16 protein-coding genes are annotated in these 16,025 nt (G+C 72.0%); 6 read left to right on the top strand and 10 right to left on the bottom strand.

Features of this window, described 5'->3' with window-relative positions; all coding sequences use genetic code 11:
* Nucleotides 1-82: 82 nt before the first annotated feature.
* Entirely contained in the window at nucleotides 83-826 is a 744-nt protein-coding gene (locus BKE41_RS00825) for a hypothetical protein (RefSeq protein ID WP_245295874.1), read from the bottom strand.
* A 423-nt stretch (nucleotides 827-1,249) separates the two neighbouring features.
* On the opposite strand from BKE41_RS00825, the gene BKE41_RS00830 reads away from it, so the two are divergent.
* A complete protein-coding gene (locus BKE41_RS00830; RefSeq protein WP_012317148.1) occupies nucleotides 1,250-2,287 on the top strand; it encodes an aspartate-semialdehyde dehydrogenase in 1,038 nt (345 codons plus the stop codon).
* A gap of 428 nt (nucleotides 2,288-2,715) precedes the next feature.
* Here the strand turns inward: BKE41_RS00830 and BKE41_RS00835 are convergent, their stop codons facing one another.
* The 3 genes from BKE41_RS00835 to BKE41_RS00845 form a co-directional block, all read right to left on the bottom strand.
* Nucleotides 2,716-2,994 carry a DUF2312 domain-containing protein gene (locus tag BKE41_RS00835; protein ID WP_026604676.1) on the bottom strand — a complete coding sequence of 93 codons (279 nt, stop codon included), beginning with the start codon at nucleotides 2,992-2,994 and terminating at the stop codon, nucleotides 2,716-2,718.
* Between the two features lie 116 nt (nucleotides 2,995-3,110).
* On the bottom strand, nucleotides 3,111-3,419 hold the full coding sequence (locus tag BKE41_RS00840) for a DUF1244 domain-containing protein (protein WP_029359065.1): 309 nt from the start codon (nucleotides 3,417-3,419) through the stop codon (nucleotides 3,111-3,113).
* 62 nt (nucleotides 3,420-3,481) lie between these two features.
* Nucleotides 3,482-4,246, bottom strand: a complete 765-nt coding sequence (locus BKE41_RS00845) for an N-formylglutamate amidohydrolase (RefSeq protein ID WP_024827861.1) — start codon at nucleotides 4,244-4,246, stop codon at nucleotides 3,482-3,484.
* Between the two features lie 190 nt (nucleotides 4,247-4,436).
* Between BKE41_RS00845 and BKE41_RS00850 the strand changes: the two genes are divergently transcribed.
* The 3 genes from BKE41_RS00850 (at nucleotide 4,437) to pyk (ending at nucleotide 7,780) form a co-directional block, all read left to right on the top strand.
* The gene (locus tag BKE41_RS00850) at nucleotides 4,437-5,756 is read left to right on the top strand and encodes a glycerate kinase (protein ID WP_070998274.1); all 1,320 of its coding nucleotides are present in this window, start codon (nucleotides 4,437-4,439) and stop codon (nucleotides 5,754-5,756) included.
* A complete protein-coding gene (locus tag BKE41_RS00855; RefSeq protein WP_012317153.1) occupies nucleotides 5,722-6,204 on the top strand; it encodes a DUF1036 domain-containing protein in 483 nt (160 codons plus the stop codon). The genes BKE41_RS00850 and BKE41_RS00855 overlap by 35 nt, the downstream gene beginning before the upstream one ends.
* Nucleotides 6,205-6,343: 139 nt before the next feature.
* Entirely contained in the window at nucleotides 6,344-7,780 is a 1,437-nt protein-coding gene (gene pyk / locus BKE41_RS00860; RefSeq protein ID WP_012317154.1) for a pyruvate kinase, read from the top strand.
* A gap of 36 nt (nucleotides 7,781-7,816) precedes the next feature.
* Here pyk and BKE41_RS00865 read toward each other — a convergent pair whose 3' ends face one another.
* From BKE41_RS00865 to ubiG, 6 genes are all read right to left on the bottom strand, one after another.
* A complete protein-coding gene (locus tag BKE41_RS00865) occupies nucleotides 7,817-8,833 on the bottom strand; it encodes an alpha/beta hydrolase (protein WP_070998276.1) in 1,017 nt (338 codons plus the stop codon).
* Nucleotides 8,830-9,441 (bottom strand): tetratricopeptide repeat protein, encoded by a 612-nt coding sequence (locus BKE41_RS00870; protein ID WP_012317156.1) that lies wholly within the window; start codon nucleotides 9,439-9,441, stop codon nucleotides 8,830-8,832. Before BKE41_RS00870 ends, BKE41_RS00865 begins: the two co-directional genes overlap by 4 nt.
* Nucleotides 9,442-9,579: 138 nt before the next feature.
* On the bottom strand, nucleotides 9,580-9,705 hold the full coding sequence (ykgO, locus tag BKE41_RS00875) for a type B 50S ribosomal protein L36 (protein ID WP_003601867.1): 126 nt from the start codon (nucleotides 9,703-9,705) through the stop codon (nucleotides 9,580-9,582).
* A gap of 177 nt (nucleotides 9,706-9,882) precedes the next feature.
* Nucleotides 9,883-10,371: a PAS domain-containing protein gene (locus BKE41_RS00880; RefSeq protein WP_245295875.1), complete on the bottom strand. Its 489-nt coding sequence runs from the start codon at nucleotides 10,369-10,371 to the stop codon at nucleotides 9,883-9,885.
* A gap of 266 nt (nucleotides 10,372-10,637) precedes the next feature.
* On the bottom strand, nucleotides 10,638-11,210 hold the full coding sequence (locus BKE41_RS00885) for a YbhB/YbcL family Raf kinase inhibitor-like protein (protein WP_020091503.1): 573 nt from the start codon (nucleotides 11,208-11,210) through the stop codon (nucleotides 10,638-10,640).
* Between the two features lie 46 nt (nucleotides 11,211-11,256).
* Nucleotides 11,257-12,018 (bottom strand): bifunctional 2-polyprenyl-6-hydroxyphenol methylase/3-demethylubiquinol 3-O-methyltransferase UbiG, encoded by a 762-nt coding sequence (gene ubiG / locus BKE41_RS00890; RefSeq protein ID WP_070998280.1) that lies wholly within the window; start codon nucleotides 12,016-12,018, stop codon nucleotides 11,257-11,259.
* A 225-nt stretch (nucleotides 12,019-12,243) separates the two neighbouring features.
* On the opposite strand from ubiG, the gene BKE41_RS00895 reads away from it, so the two are divergent.
* Together BKE41_RS00895 and ptsP are read left to right on the top strand one after the other, a co-directional pair.
* Complete coding sequence (locus BKE41_RS00895; protein WP_043072921.1) at nucleotides 12,244-13,479, top strand: aspartate kinase; 1,236 nt, start codon at nucleotides 12,244-12,246, stop codon at nucleotides 13,477-13,479.
* A 187-nt stretch (nucleotides 13,480-13,666) separates the two neighbouring features.
* Complete coding sequence (gene ptsP / locus BKE41_RS00900; RefSeq protein WP_012317161.1) at nucleotides 13,667-15,928, top strand: phosphoenolpyruvate--protein phosphotransferase; 2,262 nt, start codon at nucleotides 13,667-13,669, stop codon at nucleotides 15,926-15,928.
* Nucleotides 15,929-16,025 lie beyond the last annotated feature (97 nt).

The raw sequence follows: 16,025 nt of genomic DNA on the forward strand, positions 1-16,025 counted from the left end.
CCGCCTTTGACGATAAGACGCTTGGGCGAGGCTGTTGTTCCGCCCTTATGGCTGAGCTTGTGCGTTTTGCCACACTCCGGCCTCATTTTTTATTTTGCGGCCGCCGGAGCAACGATCCGGCCCTCCCGGGCGGCTCTGTCCCGGACGATGCCGGGCACGCGCCCGCCGGATCGGGCGCGACCGAGAAGGCCGCCGTCGTGGCGGCATCGGCGAGGTCGACGAGGCTCAGCGCGTCGAGCATGCAGCCGAGGGCCTGCGGCTCCGGCGGGCGCGCGAGGGGCGCGCAGAGCCATCCGTCGAGCTGGAACGCCGTGTCGCGGGTGACGAAGCCGGTGCAGGTCCGCTGCGCGGGGCCCGCGAAGGTCACCTCCAGGGTCTCGACCGCACCGAACTTGGTGCGGATCTGGTCGCGGGCGCCGGTCCGGGCCACGGCCAGGGCTGGCCGGTCGAGGGCCGGACCGTTCGCGGCGCGCCGGGCCATGAGGACGAAGAGCGTCGGCGGTGCGCCGGAGCGGAACCCGCGGGTGAGCTGGACCCGCAGCGCCGGCGCCTCGATCGCCGCGACGTCGCCGCGGATCAGGGTGTCCTCGCGCAGCCCGGTCCGCGGATCGACGCGGGCGGACACACGCACCGGATCGAGCCCCGGCTCCGCGAGGCCGAACTGGGCGACCGAGGCCGCGGGCGGTGCCGGCGAGGCCTGAACCGACGGGACGAAGGCGGTCTCCGCGGCCGGCGGCGGCGCGGGCGCGGAGGTCGAGGTCTCGCCGGGCCAGCGGGGGAGGGCCCACAGCAGCGCGATCGCCGCGGAGGCCAGGACGATGCGCACGCCCAGAGAGCCCGGAGAGCCCGGGGTGTCCGGCCCGCGCGCGGCCCGGCCGCCCGGCACGCCGAGCCCGATCCGATCGACGAGGTGCGCTGTTCCGGTCAGGGGCGTGCTCCGTGGCGGCGGGAGGCCGCGGGGATGGGCGGTCAGGGTCGCGCCGAAGGATTGAATTCCCTCTCCCGGCTGGAGGCCGTCACCGGGTTTCCGGAGGCAGGGTGAATCGAGTGTTGCGCTGTCGGCGGCCTTGACAGCGCGCGCCCTTGCGCGCCTTGCTCGACCCGGCCGTCGCCCCCACCTCTGCGGAGGACGGGGTCTGCGGCCGCGCCCGTTTGGCGGGCGCGTCCGGCACGAACGATCCTTCGGCCGATTGTACTGGCACAGGCGCGGCACCCGGATCGGTCGGGGTTTTCCGCGCGGAGACGAGAGATGGGTTACAAGGTCGCCGTCGTCGGCGCCACGGGCAACGTGGGCCGCGAGATGCTCGATATCCTGGCCGAGCGGGCGTTCCCCGCCGACGAGGTCGTGGCGCTGGCTTCGCGCCGCAGCCAGGGTCAGGAAGTCTCCTACGGCGACAAGACGCTCAAGGTCAAAACGCTGGACACGTACGACTTCTCCGACACCGACATCTGCCTGATGTCGGCCGGCGGCGAGGCTTCGAAGGAGTGGTCGCCCCGCATCGGCCAGCAGGGCTGCGTGGTCATCGATAACTCGTCGGCGTTCCGCTACGACGCCGACGTGCCGCTGATCGTGCCCGAGGTGAACGCCGACGCGGTCGTGGGCTTCACCAAGCGCAACATCATCGCCAACCCGAACTGCTCGACCGCGCAGCTGGTCGTCGCGCTCAAGCCCCTCCACGAGGCGGCCACGATCAGGCGCGTCGTCGTGTCGACCTACCAGTCGGTCTCCGGCGCCGGCAAGGAGGCGATGGACGAGCTGTTCAACCAGACCCGCGCCGTGTTCACCGCCGGCGAGATCAAGCAGGGCGGCAAGTTCACCAAGCGCATCGCCTTCAACGTCATCCCCCACATCGACGTGTTCATGGAGGATGGCTACACGAAGGAAGAGTGGAAGATGGTCGCCGAGACCAAGAAGATGCTCGACCCGAAGATCAAGCTGACGGCGACCGCCGTTCGCGTTCCGGTCTTCATCGGGCACGCGGAATCGGTGAACATCGAGTTCGAGCAGCCGCTCTCGGCCGAGAAGGCCACCGAGATCCTGCGCGCCGCCCCCGGCGTGCTGGTGATCGATAAGCGCGAGAACGGCGGCTACATGACTCCCCACGAGGCGGCCGGCGAGGACGCGACCTACATCTCGCGCATCCGCGAGGACGCGACGGTGGAGAACGGCCTGAACTTCTGGTGCGTCTCGGACAACCTCCGCAAGGGCGCGGCCCTCAACGCGGTGCAGATCGCCGAGGTGCTGGTCAACCGCAAGCTGCTGAACCGGGCCAAGCGCGCGGCCTGAGATCGGTCCCTCTCCCGGCGGGAGGGGGATCCTTCGGACGGATCCTCGGGATACGATCCTTGGGATCCGTCACGCGTCTGTCAGTGTCGGGGCTCATGCCGTGGATCGGATGCCGCGCGCTTCCGTCCGCGACGTGAATGCGCGGCGTGCTCGACCAGCAGTCTGCACGGCAGCCCCTCGAGCGTCGCGACCTAGCCGATCATCGACGGCCGGAGGCGGGGCGGGGCGCGGCTCACCGACACCCACTCGCTGTCCCCGGCCGTCACCGCGTCGGACACCACCGCGCCGGTGAGCGGCCGGATGGGTGGTCGGGGCCGGCCAAGTCGGGACACGATCGACATTGCCGTGCAGGTTCCGGCCACCGCTGCGATGCGGTCCTGTCGGAAGCGGGGCTGCAGATCGGGCGGCCGCTTCGCCGCCCGGTCCGACTACGCCATGCCGAGGGCCTGCATGTAGAGCTCGAGGATCGCCTCCTGCTCCTGGCGCTCGCTGTGGTCCTGCTTGCGGATGCGCAGGATCGTGCGAACCGCCTTCGCGTCGAAGCCCCGGCCCTTCAGCTCGGCGAACACCTCCTTGATGTCGCCCATGATGCCGGCCTTCTCCTCCTCGAGACGCTCCAGGCGCTCGATGAACTGCTTCAGCTCGTCCGCGGCCACGCCCTCGGCCGACGAGACGTCGCCGCCGGGCCGCTGCGCGGCGGTGGGCATCGAATGGGCGTTCATGGGGCTCTCCCGAATGCGCGGCGCGGTTGCGCCCTGGACCCGTGGTTAACGGGCCGGCCTTACTGGAAGCTTAGCCGATCCGCCGCGACGCGGGCGCAGCCTCAGTGGTCCTTGGGCGGCGCGGCCGCGAAGCCGGCCTGCTGCTCCGGACTCGCCTCCGTCTGGAAGCGCGCCTTCCACTCGGCGTAGGGCATCCCGTAGACCGCCTCGCGGCTCTCGTCCTTGGTCAGGGCCACGCCCGCGCCGTCGGCGGCGTCCTTGAGCCAGTTCGACAGGCAGTTCCGGCAGAAGCCCGCCAGGTTCATCAGGTCGATGTTCTGCACGTCCGTCCGCTCGCGCAGATGCGCGACGAGGCGGCGGAACACCGCGGCCTCGAGTTCCGTCTGGGTCCGGGGATCGATCTCGCTCATTCGTCGCAACTCTCTTCAGGTCTGGCGGGCCGCTCCCGATTTCGGGACCGGCCGGACGGAGATCAAGCCGCGAGCAGCGGGCGCAGGATGCGGGCGAAGCGCGCGGCCCACTCAGCCTGACCGTCCGCGCCGGCGATCAGGTCCTGGCGGATCTCGACGAGGGCGTTCGCGAGGCCGCGGGCGGTGGCGTGGCGGTCGATCGTGTCGCCCGGCAGGCCGCCGCCGTAGGGCTGGTTGTCGCCGACGGTGAGCCCGGCCGGATCGGCCTCCAGCGCGCGGATGAGCGGGCGGGCGAAGCGCTCGTCCCGGTCGTACAGGATGCCGACCTGCCAGGGCCGCGCGATCCCGCGCCAGTAGGGCGTGAAGCTGTGCATGGTCAGGAGCACCGGCGGCCGGCCGGCTGACTGGGCGGCGGCGATCGCGTCGTCGATGGCCGCGTCGAACGGCGCGTAGAAGCGGGCGATCCGGGCCTGCTTCCCGGCCTCGTCGATCCGGGCGTTGCCCGGCACGACGGCACCGTCGGACAGGCGCATCACCAGGGTCGGATCGGCGCGCCCGCGGTTCGGGTCGATGATGAGGCGGGAGAAGTTCGTCAGGATCGCCGGGGCGCCGAGCTGCGCCGCGAGGCTGCGCGTCACCGCCGCCGCGCCGATGTCGTAGGCGATGTGCCGGGCATATTCCGACGCGGGCACGCCGAGCGCGATGTCCGGCGGGACGAAGTTCGAGGCGTGGTCGCAGGCGATGACGAGGCCGCAGGCGGGATCGCCGGGAATGATCTCGCAGGGATGTGGGGGCGCGACGGCCGTTTCTGTCTCCGGACGGGTCACGGGGCTCCGAGGTCTTCCGAGAGGTCTTCAGATCTGTGCGAGGGCGCCGATGGCGCTTGCCGTCGCGCGGCCGCTCGGGCAGATCACCTATCAAGGATCGTGCGCTCACGGCAAGAAACGGGCCCGCCGCCCAGGGAAGAAACGGGCGGGGATCGCGCGACACAATGGAGAGAGGAGCCCGTTCAACGCCATGACCGAGACCGTTCCGCCCGTCGCCGACGCGGCCACCCGGGACCAGCGCGCGCTCCTCGATTCGATCCTCACGGCCGCGATCCGCGCCGCCCACCCGGATCTCTGCCTGCCGCCGCACCTGCCGGAGCCGAGCCCGGGCCGTCTGATCATCCTGGCCGCCGGCAAGGCCGCCGGCAGCATGAGCGCCGTAGCGAGCCGCTTCTACCGCCAGAAGCACGGCCTCGGGGATGACCGGATCGTCGGCCTCGCGGTGGCGCGCCACGGCTACGGACAGGACGCGCCGGGCATCCACATGGTCGAGGCGGGCCACCCGGTCCCCGACGAGGCCGGCATCTCGGCGACCCGGGAGGCGCTGCGGCTCGCCACCGAGGCCGGCCCGGACGACGAGGTGCTGGTGCTGCTCTCGGGCGGCGGCTCGGCCAACTGGATCGCCCCGGCCGGCGACCTGACCCTCGTGGAGAAGCAGGCGATCACCCGGGCGATGCTCCGCTCCGGCGCGCCCATCGGCGAGATCAACACCGTGCGCAAGCACATCTCGCGGATCAAGGGCGGCCGTCTCGCCCTCGCGGCCCGCAACGCCCGGCGCGTCCTGACCCTGGCGATCTCGGACGTGCCCTTCGACGATCCGGCGGTGATCGCCTCCGGACCGACCGTGCCCGATCCGTCGACCCTGGCCGATGCCCGGGCCATCTGCGAGAAGCGCGGCATCCCGCTGCCCGAGGAGGCGGTGCGCCTCCTGAACGACCCCAACAACGAGACGCCGAAGGCCGGCGATCCCGCCTTCGCCCGCGCCGAGTACCGCATCATCGCCCGGCCGATCGACGCCCTGAACGCCGCCGCCGAGGCGGCCCGCGCGGCCGGCTACGAGCCGATCCTGCTGGGCGCCGACCTGGAGGGCGAGGCCCGCGAGGTCGCGGCCGAGCACGCGGCCGAGGCCAAGCGCCACAAGGCGGCCGGCAAGCGCGTCGCGCTGATCTCCGGCGGCGAGCTCACCGTCACCATCCGCGGCGAGGGCCATGGCGGCCCGAACCAGGAATACGCCCTGGCGCTGGCGGTCGCGCTCGACGGCGAGCCCGGCATCTTCGGCATCAGCGCCGACACCGACGGGACCGACGGCGGGCGGGGCCTCGCCACCGACCCGGCGGGCGGCCTCGTCGACCCCACGACCCTCAAGCGGGCCCGGGCCGCCGGCCTCGACCCGGCCGCGATGCTGGAGCAGAACGACTCCACCGCCTTCTTCGCGGCCCTCGGCGACCTCGTGAACCCCGGTCCGACCTGCACCAATGTCAACGACTGCCGCATCATCCTCGTCAACTAGGTCTCGCGTCTCGGCGGCTCAGCTCCTCCCGGCAGTCACGGTCCTCGGCCTCGCGCTCCTCGGCGCGAGTCCCGCCAGGGCGGACCTGCGCCTGTGCAACCAGACCGCCAGCAAGGTCGGGATCTCGCTCGGCTACCGCGACCCCCAGGGGTGGGTGACGGAGGGCTGGTGGGATCTGGCGCCGAAAGCCTGCGAGACGCTGCTCAAGGGCGCGCTGGCGGCGCGGTTCTACTACGTCTTCGCGGTCGACTACACGCGCGGCGGCGAGTGGAGCGGCCGTTCGCTGATGTGCACCCGCGATTCGGAGTTCACGATTCGCGGGATCGAGGATTGTCTCGCCCGCGGCTACGACCGGAACGGCTTCTTCGAAGTCGACACCGGCGAGCAGAAGAGCTGGACCATCCAGCTCACGGATCCGAACCGGGCAGACGCGCCGGCGAAACCGTAATGTGACGACGGCGGCCGTGATTGCGGCCTTGACGCTGTCCGGCTGGGGATGCTCACAGCCGATCGGCGCTCCCTGAGCCAGATCTTCTAACCGCCGGCGCTCGACGCTGCGCGGCAACGAGAACACGGAGGAAATACGCTTGAAACGGTCACGCCGCACGAAGATCGTCGCCACCCTCGGTCCGGCCTCCGATTCGCCGGAGATGATCGAGCGGCTGTTCCGCGCGGGCGTCGACGTATTCCGGCTCAACATGAGCCACCTGCCGCGCGAGAAGCTGCCCGAGAAGGTCGAGGCGATCCGCACCATCGAGCGCGAGGCGAAGCGGCCGATCGGCATTCTGGTCGACCTGCAGGGGCCGAAGCTGCGGCTCGGCACCTTCGCGGAGGGCGCCGCGATGATCGAGGCCGGGGGCACCTTCGTGCTCGACGGCGACCCGACGCCCGGCGACGCCGCACGCTGCCACCTGCCGCATCCCGAGATCCTGGAGGCGCTGGAGCCGGGCCACGCCATCCTGGTCGACGACGGCAAGCTGCGGCTGACCGTGCTCGAGACGGCGCACAATCGCGCCGTGACCCGCGTCGAGGTCGGTGGCCGGATCTCGAACCGGAAGGGCGTGTCCCTGCCGCACACCGTGATCCCGGTGCCGGCGATGACCGACAAGGACCGGGCCGACCTCGATGCCGGTCTGAACGCCGGTGCCGACTGGATCGCCGTGTCGTTCGTCCAGCGCCCCGAGGACGTGGCCGAGGTGAAGAAGGTCTGCGCCGGCCGCGCCCTGGTGATGGCCAAGATCGAGAAGCCGCAGGCGCTGGCGCGCCTCGACGAGATCATCGAGATCTCCGACGGGCTGATGGTCGCCCGCGGTGACCTCGGTGTCGAGATGCCCCTGGAGCAGGTGCCGGGCGTGCAGAAGCGCATCACCCGCGGCGCCCGGCGCTACGGCAAGCCGGTGGTCGTGGCGACCCAGATGCTCGAGTCGATGATCACCGCGCCTGTGCCGACCCGCGCCGAGGTCTCCGACGTCGCCACAGCGGTCTACGAGGGGGCGGACGCCGTGATGCTCTCCGCGGAGAGCGCCTCGGGCGCCCACCCGATCGGGGCCGTGGAGACCATGAACCGCATCGCCGAGCAGGTGGAGCGGGACGCGATCTACTGGTCGATCATCCGGGCGCAGAGCGCGACCCCGGACGAGACGGCGGCCGACGCCATCGCGGCGGCGGCGCACCAGATGGTCGACGCGCTGAGCCTCGACGCGATCATGGCCTGGACCAATTCCGGTTCCACGGCCCTGCGCCTGTCGCGCGAGCGCCCGAACGCCACCGTGATCGCCCTCACGCCCCGGCGCGAGACGGCGCGGCGCCTCGCCCTGGCCTGGGGCACGCACCCGATCGTCACCAAGGACGCCAGCGACGTGGACGACATGTCGTTCCGGGCCGCCAAGTTCGCCGTGCGCGAGAAGTTCGCCGCCGTGGGGGACCGGGTGATCGTGGTGGCCGGCCTGCCGTTCGGCACGCCGGGCGCCACCAACCTCGTGCGTCTGACCTTCATCACTCGCGAGCATGCCGAGAAGGCCTGATGGCACCGGGATACGAGTTCAAGACCGGCCGGCGCGTCAGTGCGCGACGGCCGCCTCCGGACCGGCCGTGCCCGTTGCGCCGGCGAGTCGGGCCACCTCCTCGGTGACGCGATCGGCGGCGACGTACTGGAGCATGTGGCCGATGCCCGGTAGCAGCACGAGCCGCGCCCCGGGGATCGCGCGGGCCAGCGGCACCGCCTGCGCGTCGGCGCGGACGATCGGGTCCGCCTCGCCGGAGATCACCAGGGTGGGCACGCGGATCGTGCCGTAGCGCGGACCCTGCGCCGCGACGGCGCGCGGCAGGCCGAGCAGGTCCTGGACGTTGGCGAGCAGGGTTCCGGGCCGCAGGACCAGGTCCGACCGCGCCAGCTCCGGGTAATCTGCCCGCGGCGGTTGCGGCTGAAAGACCCGTCGCGCCGCCTCGGGCAGGAAGTGCTGCGCGATGGGCGGCCCGACCGTCCGGCTGAGCAGCCACGCCACCGGCGGGGTCACGGCGAGCCGCCAGTACCAGGGCAGATCGGGCATCCGGTCCGGCATGGGCATCGCCACCGGCGCTGCGAGGGCGAGGGCCGACACCCGGTCCGGGTGATCCAGCGCGAGGGCGAGGGCCAGGGCGCCGGCCCAGGAATGGCCGAAGACGAGCGCCGGGCCGACACCCATCCGTTCCAGCGCCTCGGCGATCAAGGCGGCTTGCGCCGTGGGGGGCGCGGTGTCGCCGCCACCGATCCGGTCGCTCCAGCCGAAGCCCGGCCGGTCGAAGGCGATGACCCGGAAACCCCGCGCCGCGAGCCGGTGGCCGATCCCCTCCATCGGATCCGACGCGTTGGCCGAGGCGCCGTGCAGGAGCACGACGGGCGGTCCGTCGGCCGGCCCGTCCTGCAGGGTCGCGAGCCGGCCGCCGGTGACCGCCACGAACGGGCCTGCCGGCGGGTGGGCGGCGCCGACCCGCAGGGTGATGGCCAGCGTCGCCAGTGCGCCGGCCGCGAGGACGAGCCCGGCGAGGGCGAAGGGCAGGGCCAGGAGGGTGAGGAGGACGGCGGTCACCCGGCTCACAGGTCGCGGCCGTCGACCTCCGGAGTGAGGCGGTTGATCGCCTCGCCGATCTTCTCCATCTGCGGGTAGAGCGCCCGCGCCCGCCGGAAGGCGGCGAGCGCCCGCGCCTTGTCGTCGAGCGATTCGTAGATCCGGCCCATCGCGGCCCAGGCCTCGAAGTGGCGCGGCTCCAGCACCAGGGCCCGCTGCAGGTCCGCCAGGGCGTCGTCCTTGTCGGACAGGAGCCAGAACACCGTCGCGCGCCGGTTCCAGCCCTCCGACCAGTTCGGCTCGAGGGCGGTGACGCGGTCCATCAGCTCGGCCGCCAGGGGGAAGTCGTGTGCGGTGACCGCCTGCCGGGCGCGGTCGGTGAGGAGGTCGGCGGTCGGGCTGCCCGACCCGGCCATGCGCCGCTCGATCAGCCGGGCGATGCCCTTGGCCTCGGCCGGGTCCTCGCTGGCGCGCAGGCGGGCGAACAGGTCGTCGAGGCTCGGCGGCTTGGGGGCCGGCTTCCCCTCGGGAGCGGTGCGGCCGGGACGCCCGGTCTCCGGAGCCGCTCGCGCCGCCGGGATGTCCAGGGCGAGGCCCGACAGGCAGACCAGGGCGGCGAGGAGGCGGGTCGGCGTCATGCGGCCAGACTGTGCGCCGGCCCGGGATCCGTCAACGTGCCGCGGTGCCGCGCGCATGCGGAAACGGCCGCGCCCCTTCGGGTACGGCCGTCCCAACGTCGATCGTCGTCCGACCCGGCCTGACCGGGCGGAGCGGCCTCAGCCCTGGCGGGCCTTGAAGCGCTTCTGGGTCTTGTTGATCACGTAGACCCGGCCCTTGCGGCGCACGAGCTGGTTGTCGCGGTGGCGGCCACGCAGGGACTTGAGGGAGTTGCGGATCTTCATGGGTCTCTCGAGCCCGGAGGGCCGTCCGTTGTGTAGGGTGTCGGGAACGTGGTCACGAGGCTGGACGCGGCGTCGCGTCCGGCGATCACGGCTCACGCATCGCGGGATGGCGCGGCCATATCAGGATTCGCCCCCGGAAGGCAAGGCGCGACGGGCATCGAGCGGAGGCGGGGCGGCTCAGTGAACCCTGTCGAGATCCGGCACGGCCGGCGCGAGCACGAGCTGCCGGCCGATCTCGTGCAGCAGCACGTCGAGCAGCGGCTTCAGGCGCTCGAACCCCGGCCGGGGCAGGCCGTCCTCGGCGGCGTTGTAGAGGGCCAGGGCCATCTCGGCGACCCGGTCGATGCCGCCGGCGGCCACGTCGGTCGCGCAGAAGGCGGATTCGTCGAGGAAGCCGTCGCGGCCGCGCTCGGTCACGTCGATGACGATCCCGTGGGCCTCGCTGACGCCGCCCTGCGCGTCGAGGATGAAGCGGCCACGCGCGAGGATCCACCGGACCTCGCCCGGCGCCGGAACCGTCCGGTACTGCGCGATGTACAGGCCGCCCTGCCGGCGGAGGTCGTCGAGGATCGACGCGATCCGCCGCTGATCCTCCGGGTGGATGCGGTCGAGGAAGGCCCCGAAAGTCGTCCCGCTGCCGCTCTTCGTTCGGGGCAGGCCCAGCATCGTCGCCGCGACGGGGTCGCACCGGAGAACATCGTCGGCGATGTGCCAGGTCCAAGTCCCGACATCCGACACAGCGAGCGCGCGCGCCACACTGCTGCCGCCCCGCCGCTTCGTGCGCACGCCGACGCCCACAGGCCCGACCTCCAGCCATTTTTCAGGCGGTCTGCCCAGACCGCTTCGTTGGTCGACACAATACTGAGATCACGAATGCGGCACAACGCGCGAGTTCTGCAGGGCTGAGCTGTATCGCATCGGTATCGGCCGGATCAGGGACGATGGTAAACGCCGGTCAATATCCCCTTCGCGAGGACCTGACCGCGCATGGCCTCGATCAGCGCGCCGCGGCCCGGCGCCTCGGCAAGGGCGAGGGGCTGCCGCAGCGCGTAGATCTGGAAGAGGTATGGGTGCGGCCCGTGGCCGGTGGGCGGGTCCGGCGGCAGCCATTCCGCGCGCAGGAAGCTGTTCCGGCCCACGGCCTCCACGGTGCCCGCGTGGCCGGGACCCGGCAGCGCACCCTCCAACAGGCCGGCGGGTTCCGGCGGGACCGACCAGGCTATGAGATGGACCAGCGGCCGGGGCGTCGGGCTGCCCGCATCCTCCACGAGGAGGACGAGGGCGGCGGTGCCCGCCGGCAGCCCGCTCCAGGCGAGGGGCGGCGACACGCCCGCGCCGTCGGCCGTGAAGCGGGCGGGCAAGTCCGCCCCGTCGGCGAAGGCCGGGCTCGACAGCGTCACGGTCTCGGGCACGTCGGGGAAGTCAGCGCGGGACGTCGTCTTGTCCAGGCCCGCCTTCAGCCCCGACAGCGCCTCGCCGAGCACACCGGGAATCTTCTCGAGCATCGCCGCGTCCTCCGCCGCGATGGCAACGGCGGCGGACGCGACCGGTTCACGCCGACCGCTCGGCCGCGACCATGTAGTTCACCGCCTTGTCGCGGCCGGTGCGCCACCCGTCCGTGAGCGGGTTGTAGACGACGCCGACCGTGTCGGTGACGTCGAGGCCGCCGGCCCGGATCGCGCGGGCGAGCTCGTCCGGCGTCACGAACTTCTCCCAGTCGTGCGTGCCGCGCGGCAGCCAGCCGAGCACGTACTCGGCGCCGACGATGGCGAGCGCGAAGGAGCGCAGCGTCCGGTTGAGGGTGGCCCCGAACAGCATGCCGCCGGGCTTCACCGCCGCGCAGGCGGTCCGCACGAAGGCCGGCATGTCGGAGACGTGCTCGACGACCTCCATGATCAGCACCGCGTCGAAGCTCTCGCCGCCGGCGACCACCGCCTCGATGGTCTGCCCGCGGTAATCCACCGGCACCCGGGCCGCCTCGGCATGGGTTCGGGCGACCGCGACGTTCTGCTCGGCCGGGTCGAGCCCGGTCACCCGGGCGCCGAGACGGGCCAGCGGCTCCGAGAGAACTCCGCCGCCGCAGCCGACGTCGCAGATCGTCAGCCCGTCGAGCGGGAAGGGGGCTTTCGGGTCGCGACCGAAGCGCCGGCAGAGGGCGTCGCGGATGTAGGCGAGCCGCACCGGGTTGAACCGGTGCAGGACGCGCATCGGGCCGGTCTCGTCCCACCACGTGGCTGCGAGCGCGTCGAAGCGCGCAACCTCGGCGCGGTCGACGAAGCCTTCCGTGACCCGGTCCGTGGCTGACCTGTCCATCGTGTTCCGTCCTCATGCCGGCGGCCGGGATCCGCCGCGCGGTTTCGTGGCTGCGTCGTGCCCGCGCTCTAGCACGGCGATCGCCCGGAAGTCGCCGCGGCGCGCGGGCGCCATGCTTGGCCGGTTGTTGACACTCCCCCGGGCCGCTTGTACCCGCCGGGCACCGTCCGGACGGGGCTGCAGCGGCCCGTTCAATCGCCACCGGGAACCCGCGACCGAGAGACCATGCCCCGTCTGGTGATGAAATTCGGCGGCACCTCCGTCGCCAACGTCGACCGTATCCGCAACGTGGCGCGCCACGTCGCCCGCGAGGTCGCGGCCGGCTACGACGTCGCCGTGATCGTCTCGGCCATGTCGGGCAAGACCAACGAGCTGGTCGACTGGGTCAAGGACGCGAACCCGCTCTACGATCCGCGCGAGTACGACGCCGTCGTGGCGTCCGGCGAGCTCGTCACCGCCGGCCTCCTGGCGATCGCCCTGCAGAAGGACGGGATCAAGGCCCGCTCCTGGCAGGGCTGGCAGATCCCGGTCGTGACGTCGGACGCGCACGGCTCGGCCCGCATCGCCGAGATCGACCCGAGCAACCTCGAGGCGGGCTTCGCCAAGGGGGAGGTCGCGGTCATCGCCGGCTTCCAGGGCGTCCACGACGAGACCGGCCGGGTGACGACGCTGGGCCGCGGCGGCTCCGACACCTCCGCGGTGGCCGTGGCGGCCGCGATCGGGGCCGAGCGCTGCGACATCTACACGGACGTGGACGGCGTCTACACCACGGACCCGCGCATCGTCCCGAAGGCCCGCCGCATGGAGCGGGTGACCTTCGAGGAGATGCTGGAGATGGCCTCGCTCGGCGCCAAGGTGCTGCAGGTCCGCTCGGTGGAGCTCGCCATGGTCCACCGGGTGCCGACCACGGTCCGGTCCTCCTTCGATCCGCCGGACGCCGCGCGTCCCGGTACCCTCATCTGCGACGAGGACGACATCGTGGAACAGCAGATCATCACCGGGATCGCCTTCTCCCGGGACGAGGCGCAGATCACCCTGCGCAAGGTCAAGGACAGCCCGGGCGTCGCGGCCGCGATCTTCGGGCCGCTGGCCGACGCCAACATCAACGTCGACATGATCATCCAGACCGTGTCGGGTGACCAGTCGACCACCGACATGACCTTCACGGTTCCGTCCGCCGAGTACGAGCGTGCCCGGAAGATCCTCGACGAGGCCCGCGCGCAGATCGGCTACGCGCAGATCGAGGGTGCCACCGACGTGGTGAAGGTGTCGGCGATCGGCGTCGGGATGCGCAGCCACGCGGGCGTCGCCGCGAAGGCGTTCCGGGCGCTCGCCGAGAAGGGTATCAACATCCGCGCGATCACCACCTCGGAGATCAAGTTCTCCGTGCTGATCGACGCCGCCTATACGGAGCTTGCCGTGCGCACGCTTCACTCGCTATACGGCCTGGATCAGGCCTGAGCCTGGGACGCGGGTTCGAGCGGGGCGCGTGGTGTGAACTGAACAGTCACGGGCCGATCCGCCGATCCCAGAACGCCTCTGGGATCAGCGGTCCGGTCCATCCGGCGCCGGCCCGTCCCGGGTTTGGCGCCAAGGTTGCAGGGTGGTCGACGCCAAGGCCACTCACCGACGCTGGAACGACGAACCGATGCCCGCTGCGCCCGGAGGCCCGCGCCTGCTGCTGCGCCGCCTCCGCGAAGCGATGGCGGAGCCGGTCAGCCCCCAGGCGCGCCTCGACCGCATCGTCGTCCTGATCGCCGCCAACGTCGTGGCCGAGGTCTGCTCGGTCTACGTGCTGCGCGACGACAACACGCTCGAGCTGTTCGCCACCGAGGGCCTGAACCGCGAGGCGGTGCACCAGACCCGCATGCGCACCGACGAGGGCCTCGTCGGCCTCATCGCGCGCACGGCGGAGCCGCTCTCCCTCTCGGACGCACAGAACCACCCGGCCTTCTCGTACCGGCCTGAGACGGGCGAGGAGGCCTACCACGCCTTCCTGGGCGTGCCGCTGCTGCGCGCCGGCAACACGCTCGGCGTCCTGACGGTCCAGAACAAGACCTACCGCGTCTACTCCGAGGAAGAGATCGAGGCGCTCCAGACCACCGCGATGGTGCTCTCGGAGATGATCGCCTCGGGCGAGCTGGAGGGCTTGGCGCCGGACGCCGGCACCGCGGCCCGGCGCCCGGTCCTGGCCCGGGGCATCGCCCTCGCGGACGGGATCGGCCTGGGCTACGTGGTGCTCCACGAGCCCCGCGTCGTGGTGAAGACGCTGATCGCCGAGAACGTCGAGCGCGAGGTCGCCCGCCTCGACGCGGCGATCGAGGAGGTCCGCTCGGCGATCGACGCGCTGGTGGAGCGCGGCGACCGGATCGGCACCGCCGAATCCCGTGAGGTCCTCGAGACCGTCCGGATGTTCGCCCACGACAAGGGCTGGCTCCGCCGGATGCGCGAGGCCGTAGGCTCCGGCCTGACCGCGGAGGCCGCGGTCGAGCGGGTCCAATCGGACAACCGCGCCCGCATGATGCGGCAGTCGGATCCCTACCTGCGCGAGCGGCTGCACGATCTCGACGACCTCGCCAACCGCGTCCTGCGCACCCTGATCGGTCCCGAGGCGGCCGGCGCCCTGGTCCTGCCCGAGAACGCCATCCTGGTGGCGCGCACCATGGGGCCGGCGGCGCTCCTCGATTACGAGGCGTCGACCCTGCGCGGCATCGTCCTCGAGGAGGGCGGTCCGACGAGCCACGTGGCGATCGTCGCCCGGGCGCTCGGTATCCCGGCGGTGGGCGAGGTGGAGAACGCCGCCGCCCTGTGCGACGCGGGCGACGCCATCATCGTCGACGGCGTGGCCGGCGAGATCCATGTCCGGCCCGGCCCCGAGGTCGAGGCCGCCTACGCCGAGATGGTGCGCCTGCGCGCCCGCCGGCAGGAGCAGTACCGCGCGCTGCGCGACGTCCCGGCCCAGACCCGCGACGGCGTGCGGGTCGGCCTGCACCTCAACGCCGGCCTGCTGGTCGATTTCAGCCACCTGCAGGAGACCGGGGCCGAGGGAGTCGGGCTGTTCCGCACCGAACTGCAGTTCATGGTGGCGCAGCGCATGCCGTCGGCGGCCGAGCAGGAGGAGCTGTACCGCAAGGTCTTCGCGGCCTCGGCGGGCAAGTCCGTCACGGTCCGCACCCTCGACATCGGGGGCGACAAGATCCTGCCCTACATGGCCAAGCTCGAGGAGGAGAACCCGGCACTCGGCTGGCGGGCCATCCGCATCGGCCTCGACCGGCCGGCGCTGCTGCGCATGCAGTTGCGCGCGCTCCTCAAGGCCGCCGACGGCGACCCGCTCAAGATCATGTTCCCGATGGTCGCCACGGTGGACGAGTTCGTGCGCGCCCGCGGCATCGTCGAGCGCGAGAAGGCCTACCTGCGACGCCACGGCTACCGGCTCCCGACCGATTGCCGCCTCGGCGCGATGATCGAGGTGCCCTCGCTCCTGTTCCAGATCGACGAGATCGCCAAGGAGGCCGATTTCCTCTCGGTCGGATCGAACGACCTGATGCAGTTCCTGTTCGCGGTGGACCGCGAGAACCGGCGGGTCGCCGACCGGTTCGATCCGCTGAGTGTCGCGGCGCTGCGCGCGTTCCGGCTGATCGCCGAGCGGGCCAACGCGGCCTCCTGCCCGGTGACGGTCTGCGGCGAGATCGGCGGCCGGCCCCTCGACGCCATGGCGCTGATCGGCCTCGGCTACCGCCAGCTGTCGATGTCGCCGGCCGCGATCGGCCCCGTCAAGGCGATGGTGCTGAGCCTCGACGCGGCCGCCGTCGCCGAGCTCATCGACGCCGAGATGGCGCGGATGCACGACGGCGACTCCCTGCGCCCGGCGCTCACGGCCTTCGCGCACGCGCACGGCATCCCTATCTAAGCGCGAACGCGACCCTTGCCGAACATTCGGCCGGGGTTGTACGGCAACGCCACGACGATTTCGGTCGACGCGCCGCGGCTTCCGCTCTCGGACGGAC

The sequence above is a fragment of the Methylobacterium sp. C1 genome, from assembly GCF_001854385.1.
GTDB classification, from domain to species: domain Bacteria; phylum Pseudomonadota; class Alphaproteobacteria; order Rhizobiales; family Beijerinckiaceae; genus Methylobacterium; species Methylobacterium radiotolerans.

Excerpts from the sequence above, each read along its gene's own strand:
- BKE41_RS00830 (WP_012317148.1), top strand. The coding sequence starts at position 1,250 with ATGGGTTACAAGGTCGCCGTCGTCGGCGCCACGGGCAACGTGGGCCGC.
- BKE41_RS00835 (WP_026604676.1), bottom strand. The coding sequence starts at position 2,994 with ATGCCCACCGCCGCGCAGCGGCCCGGCGGCGACGTCTCGTCGGCCGAG.
- BKE41_RS00840 (WP_029359065.1), bottom strand. The coding sequence starts at position 3,419 with ATGAGCGAGATCGATCCCCGGACCCAGACGGAACTCGAGGCCGCGGTG.
- BKE41_RS00850 (WP_070998274.1), top strand. The coding sequence starts at position 4,437 with ATGACCGAGACCGTTCCGCCCGTCGCCGACGCGGCCACCCGGGACCAG.
- BKE41_RS00855 (WP_012317153.1), top strand. The coding sequence starts at position 5,722 with ATGTCAACGACTGCCGCATCATCCTCGTCAACTAGGTCTCGCGTCTCG.
- BKE41_RS00870 (WP_012317156.1), bottom strand. The coding sequence starts at position 9,441 with ATGACGCCGACCCGCCTCCTCGCCGCCCTGGTCTGCCTGTCGGGCCTC.
- ykgO (WP_003601867.1), bottom strand. The coding sequence starts at position 9,705 with ATGAAGATCCGCAACTCCCTCAAGTCCCTGCGTGGCCGCCACCGCGAC.
- BKE41_RS00880 (WP_245295875.1), bottom strand. The coding sequence starts at position 10,371 with ATGCTGGGCCTGCCCCGAACGAAGAGCGGCAGCGGGACGACTTTCGGG.
- BKE41_RS00885 (WP_020091503.1), bottom strand. The coding sequence starts at position 11,210 with ATGCTCGAGAAGATTCCCGGTGTGCTCGGCGAGGCGCTGTCGGGGCTG.
- ubiG (WP_070998280.1), bottom strand. The coding sequence starts at position 12,018 with ATGGACAGGTCAGCCACGGACCGGGTCACGGAAGGCTTCGTCGACCGC.
- BKE41_RS00895 (WP_043072921.1), top strand. The coding sequence starts at position 12,244 with ATGCCCCGTCTGGTGATGAAATTCGGCGGCACCTCCGTCGCCAACGTC.
- ptsP (WP_012317161.1), top strand. The coding sequence starts at position 13,667 with ATGCCCGCTGCGCCCGGAGGCCCGCGCCTGCTGCTGCGCCGCCTCCGC.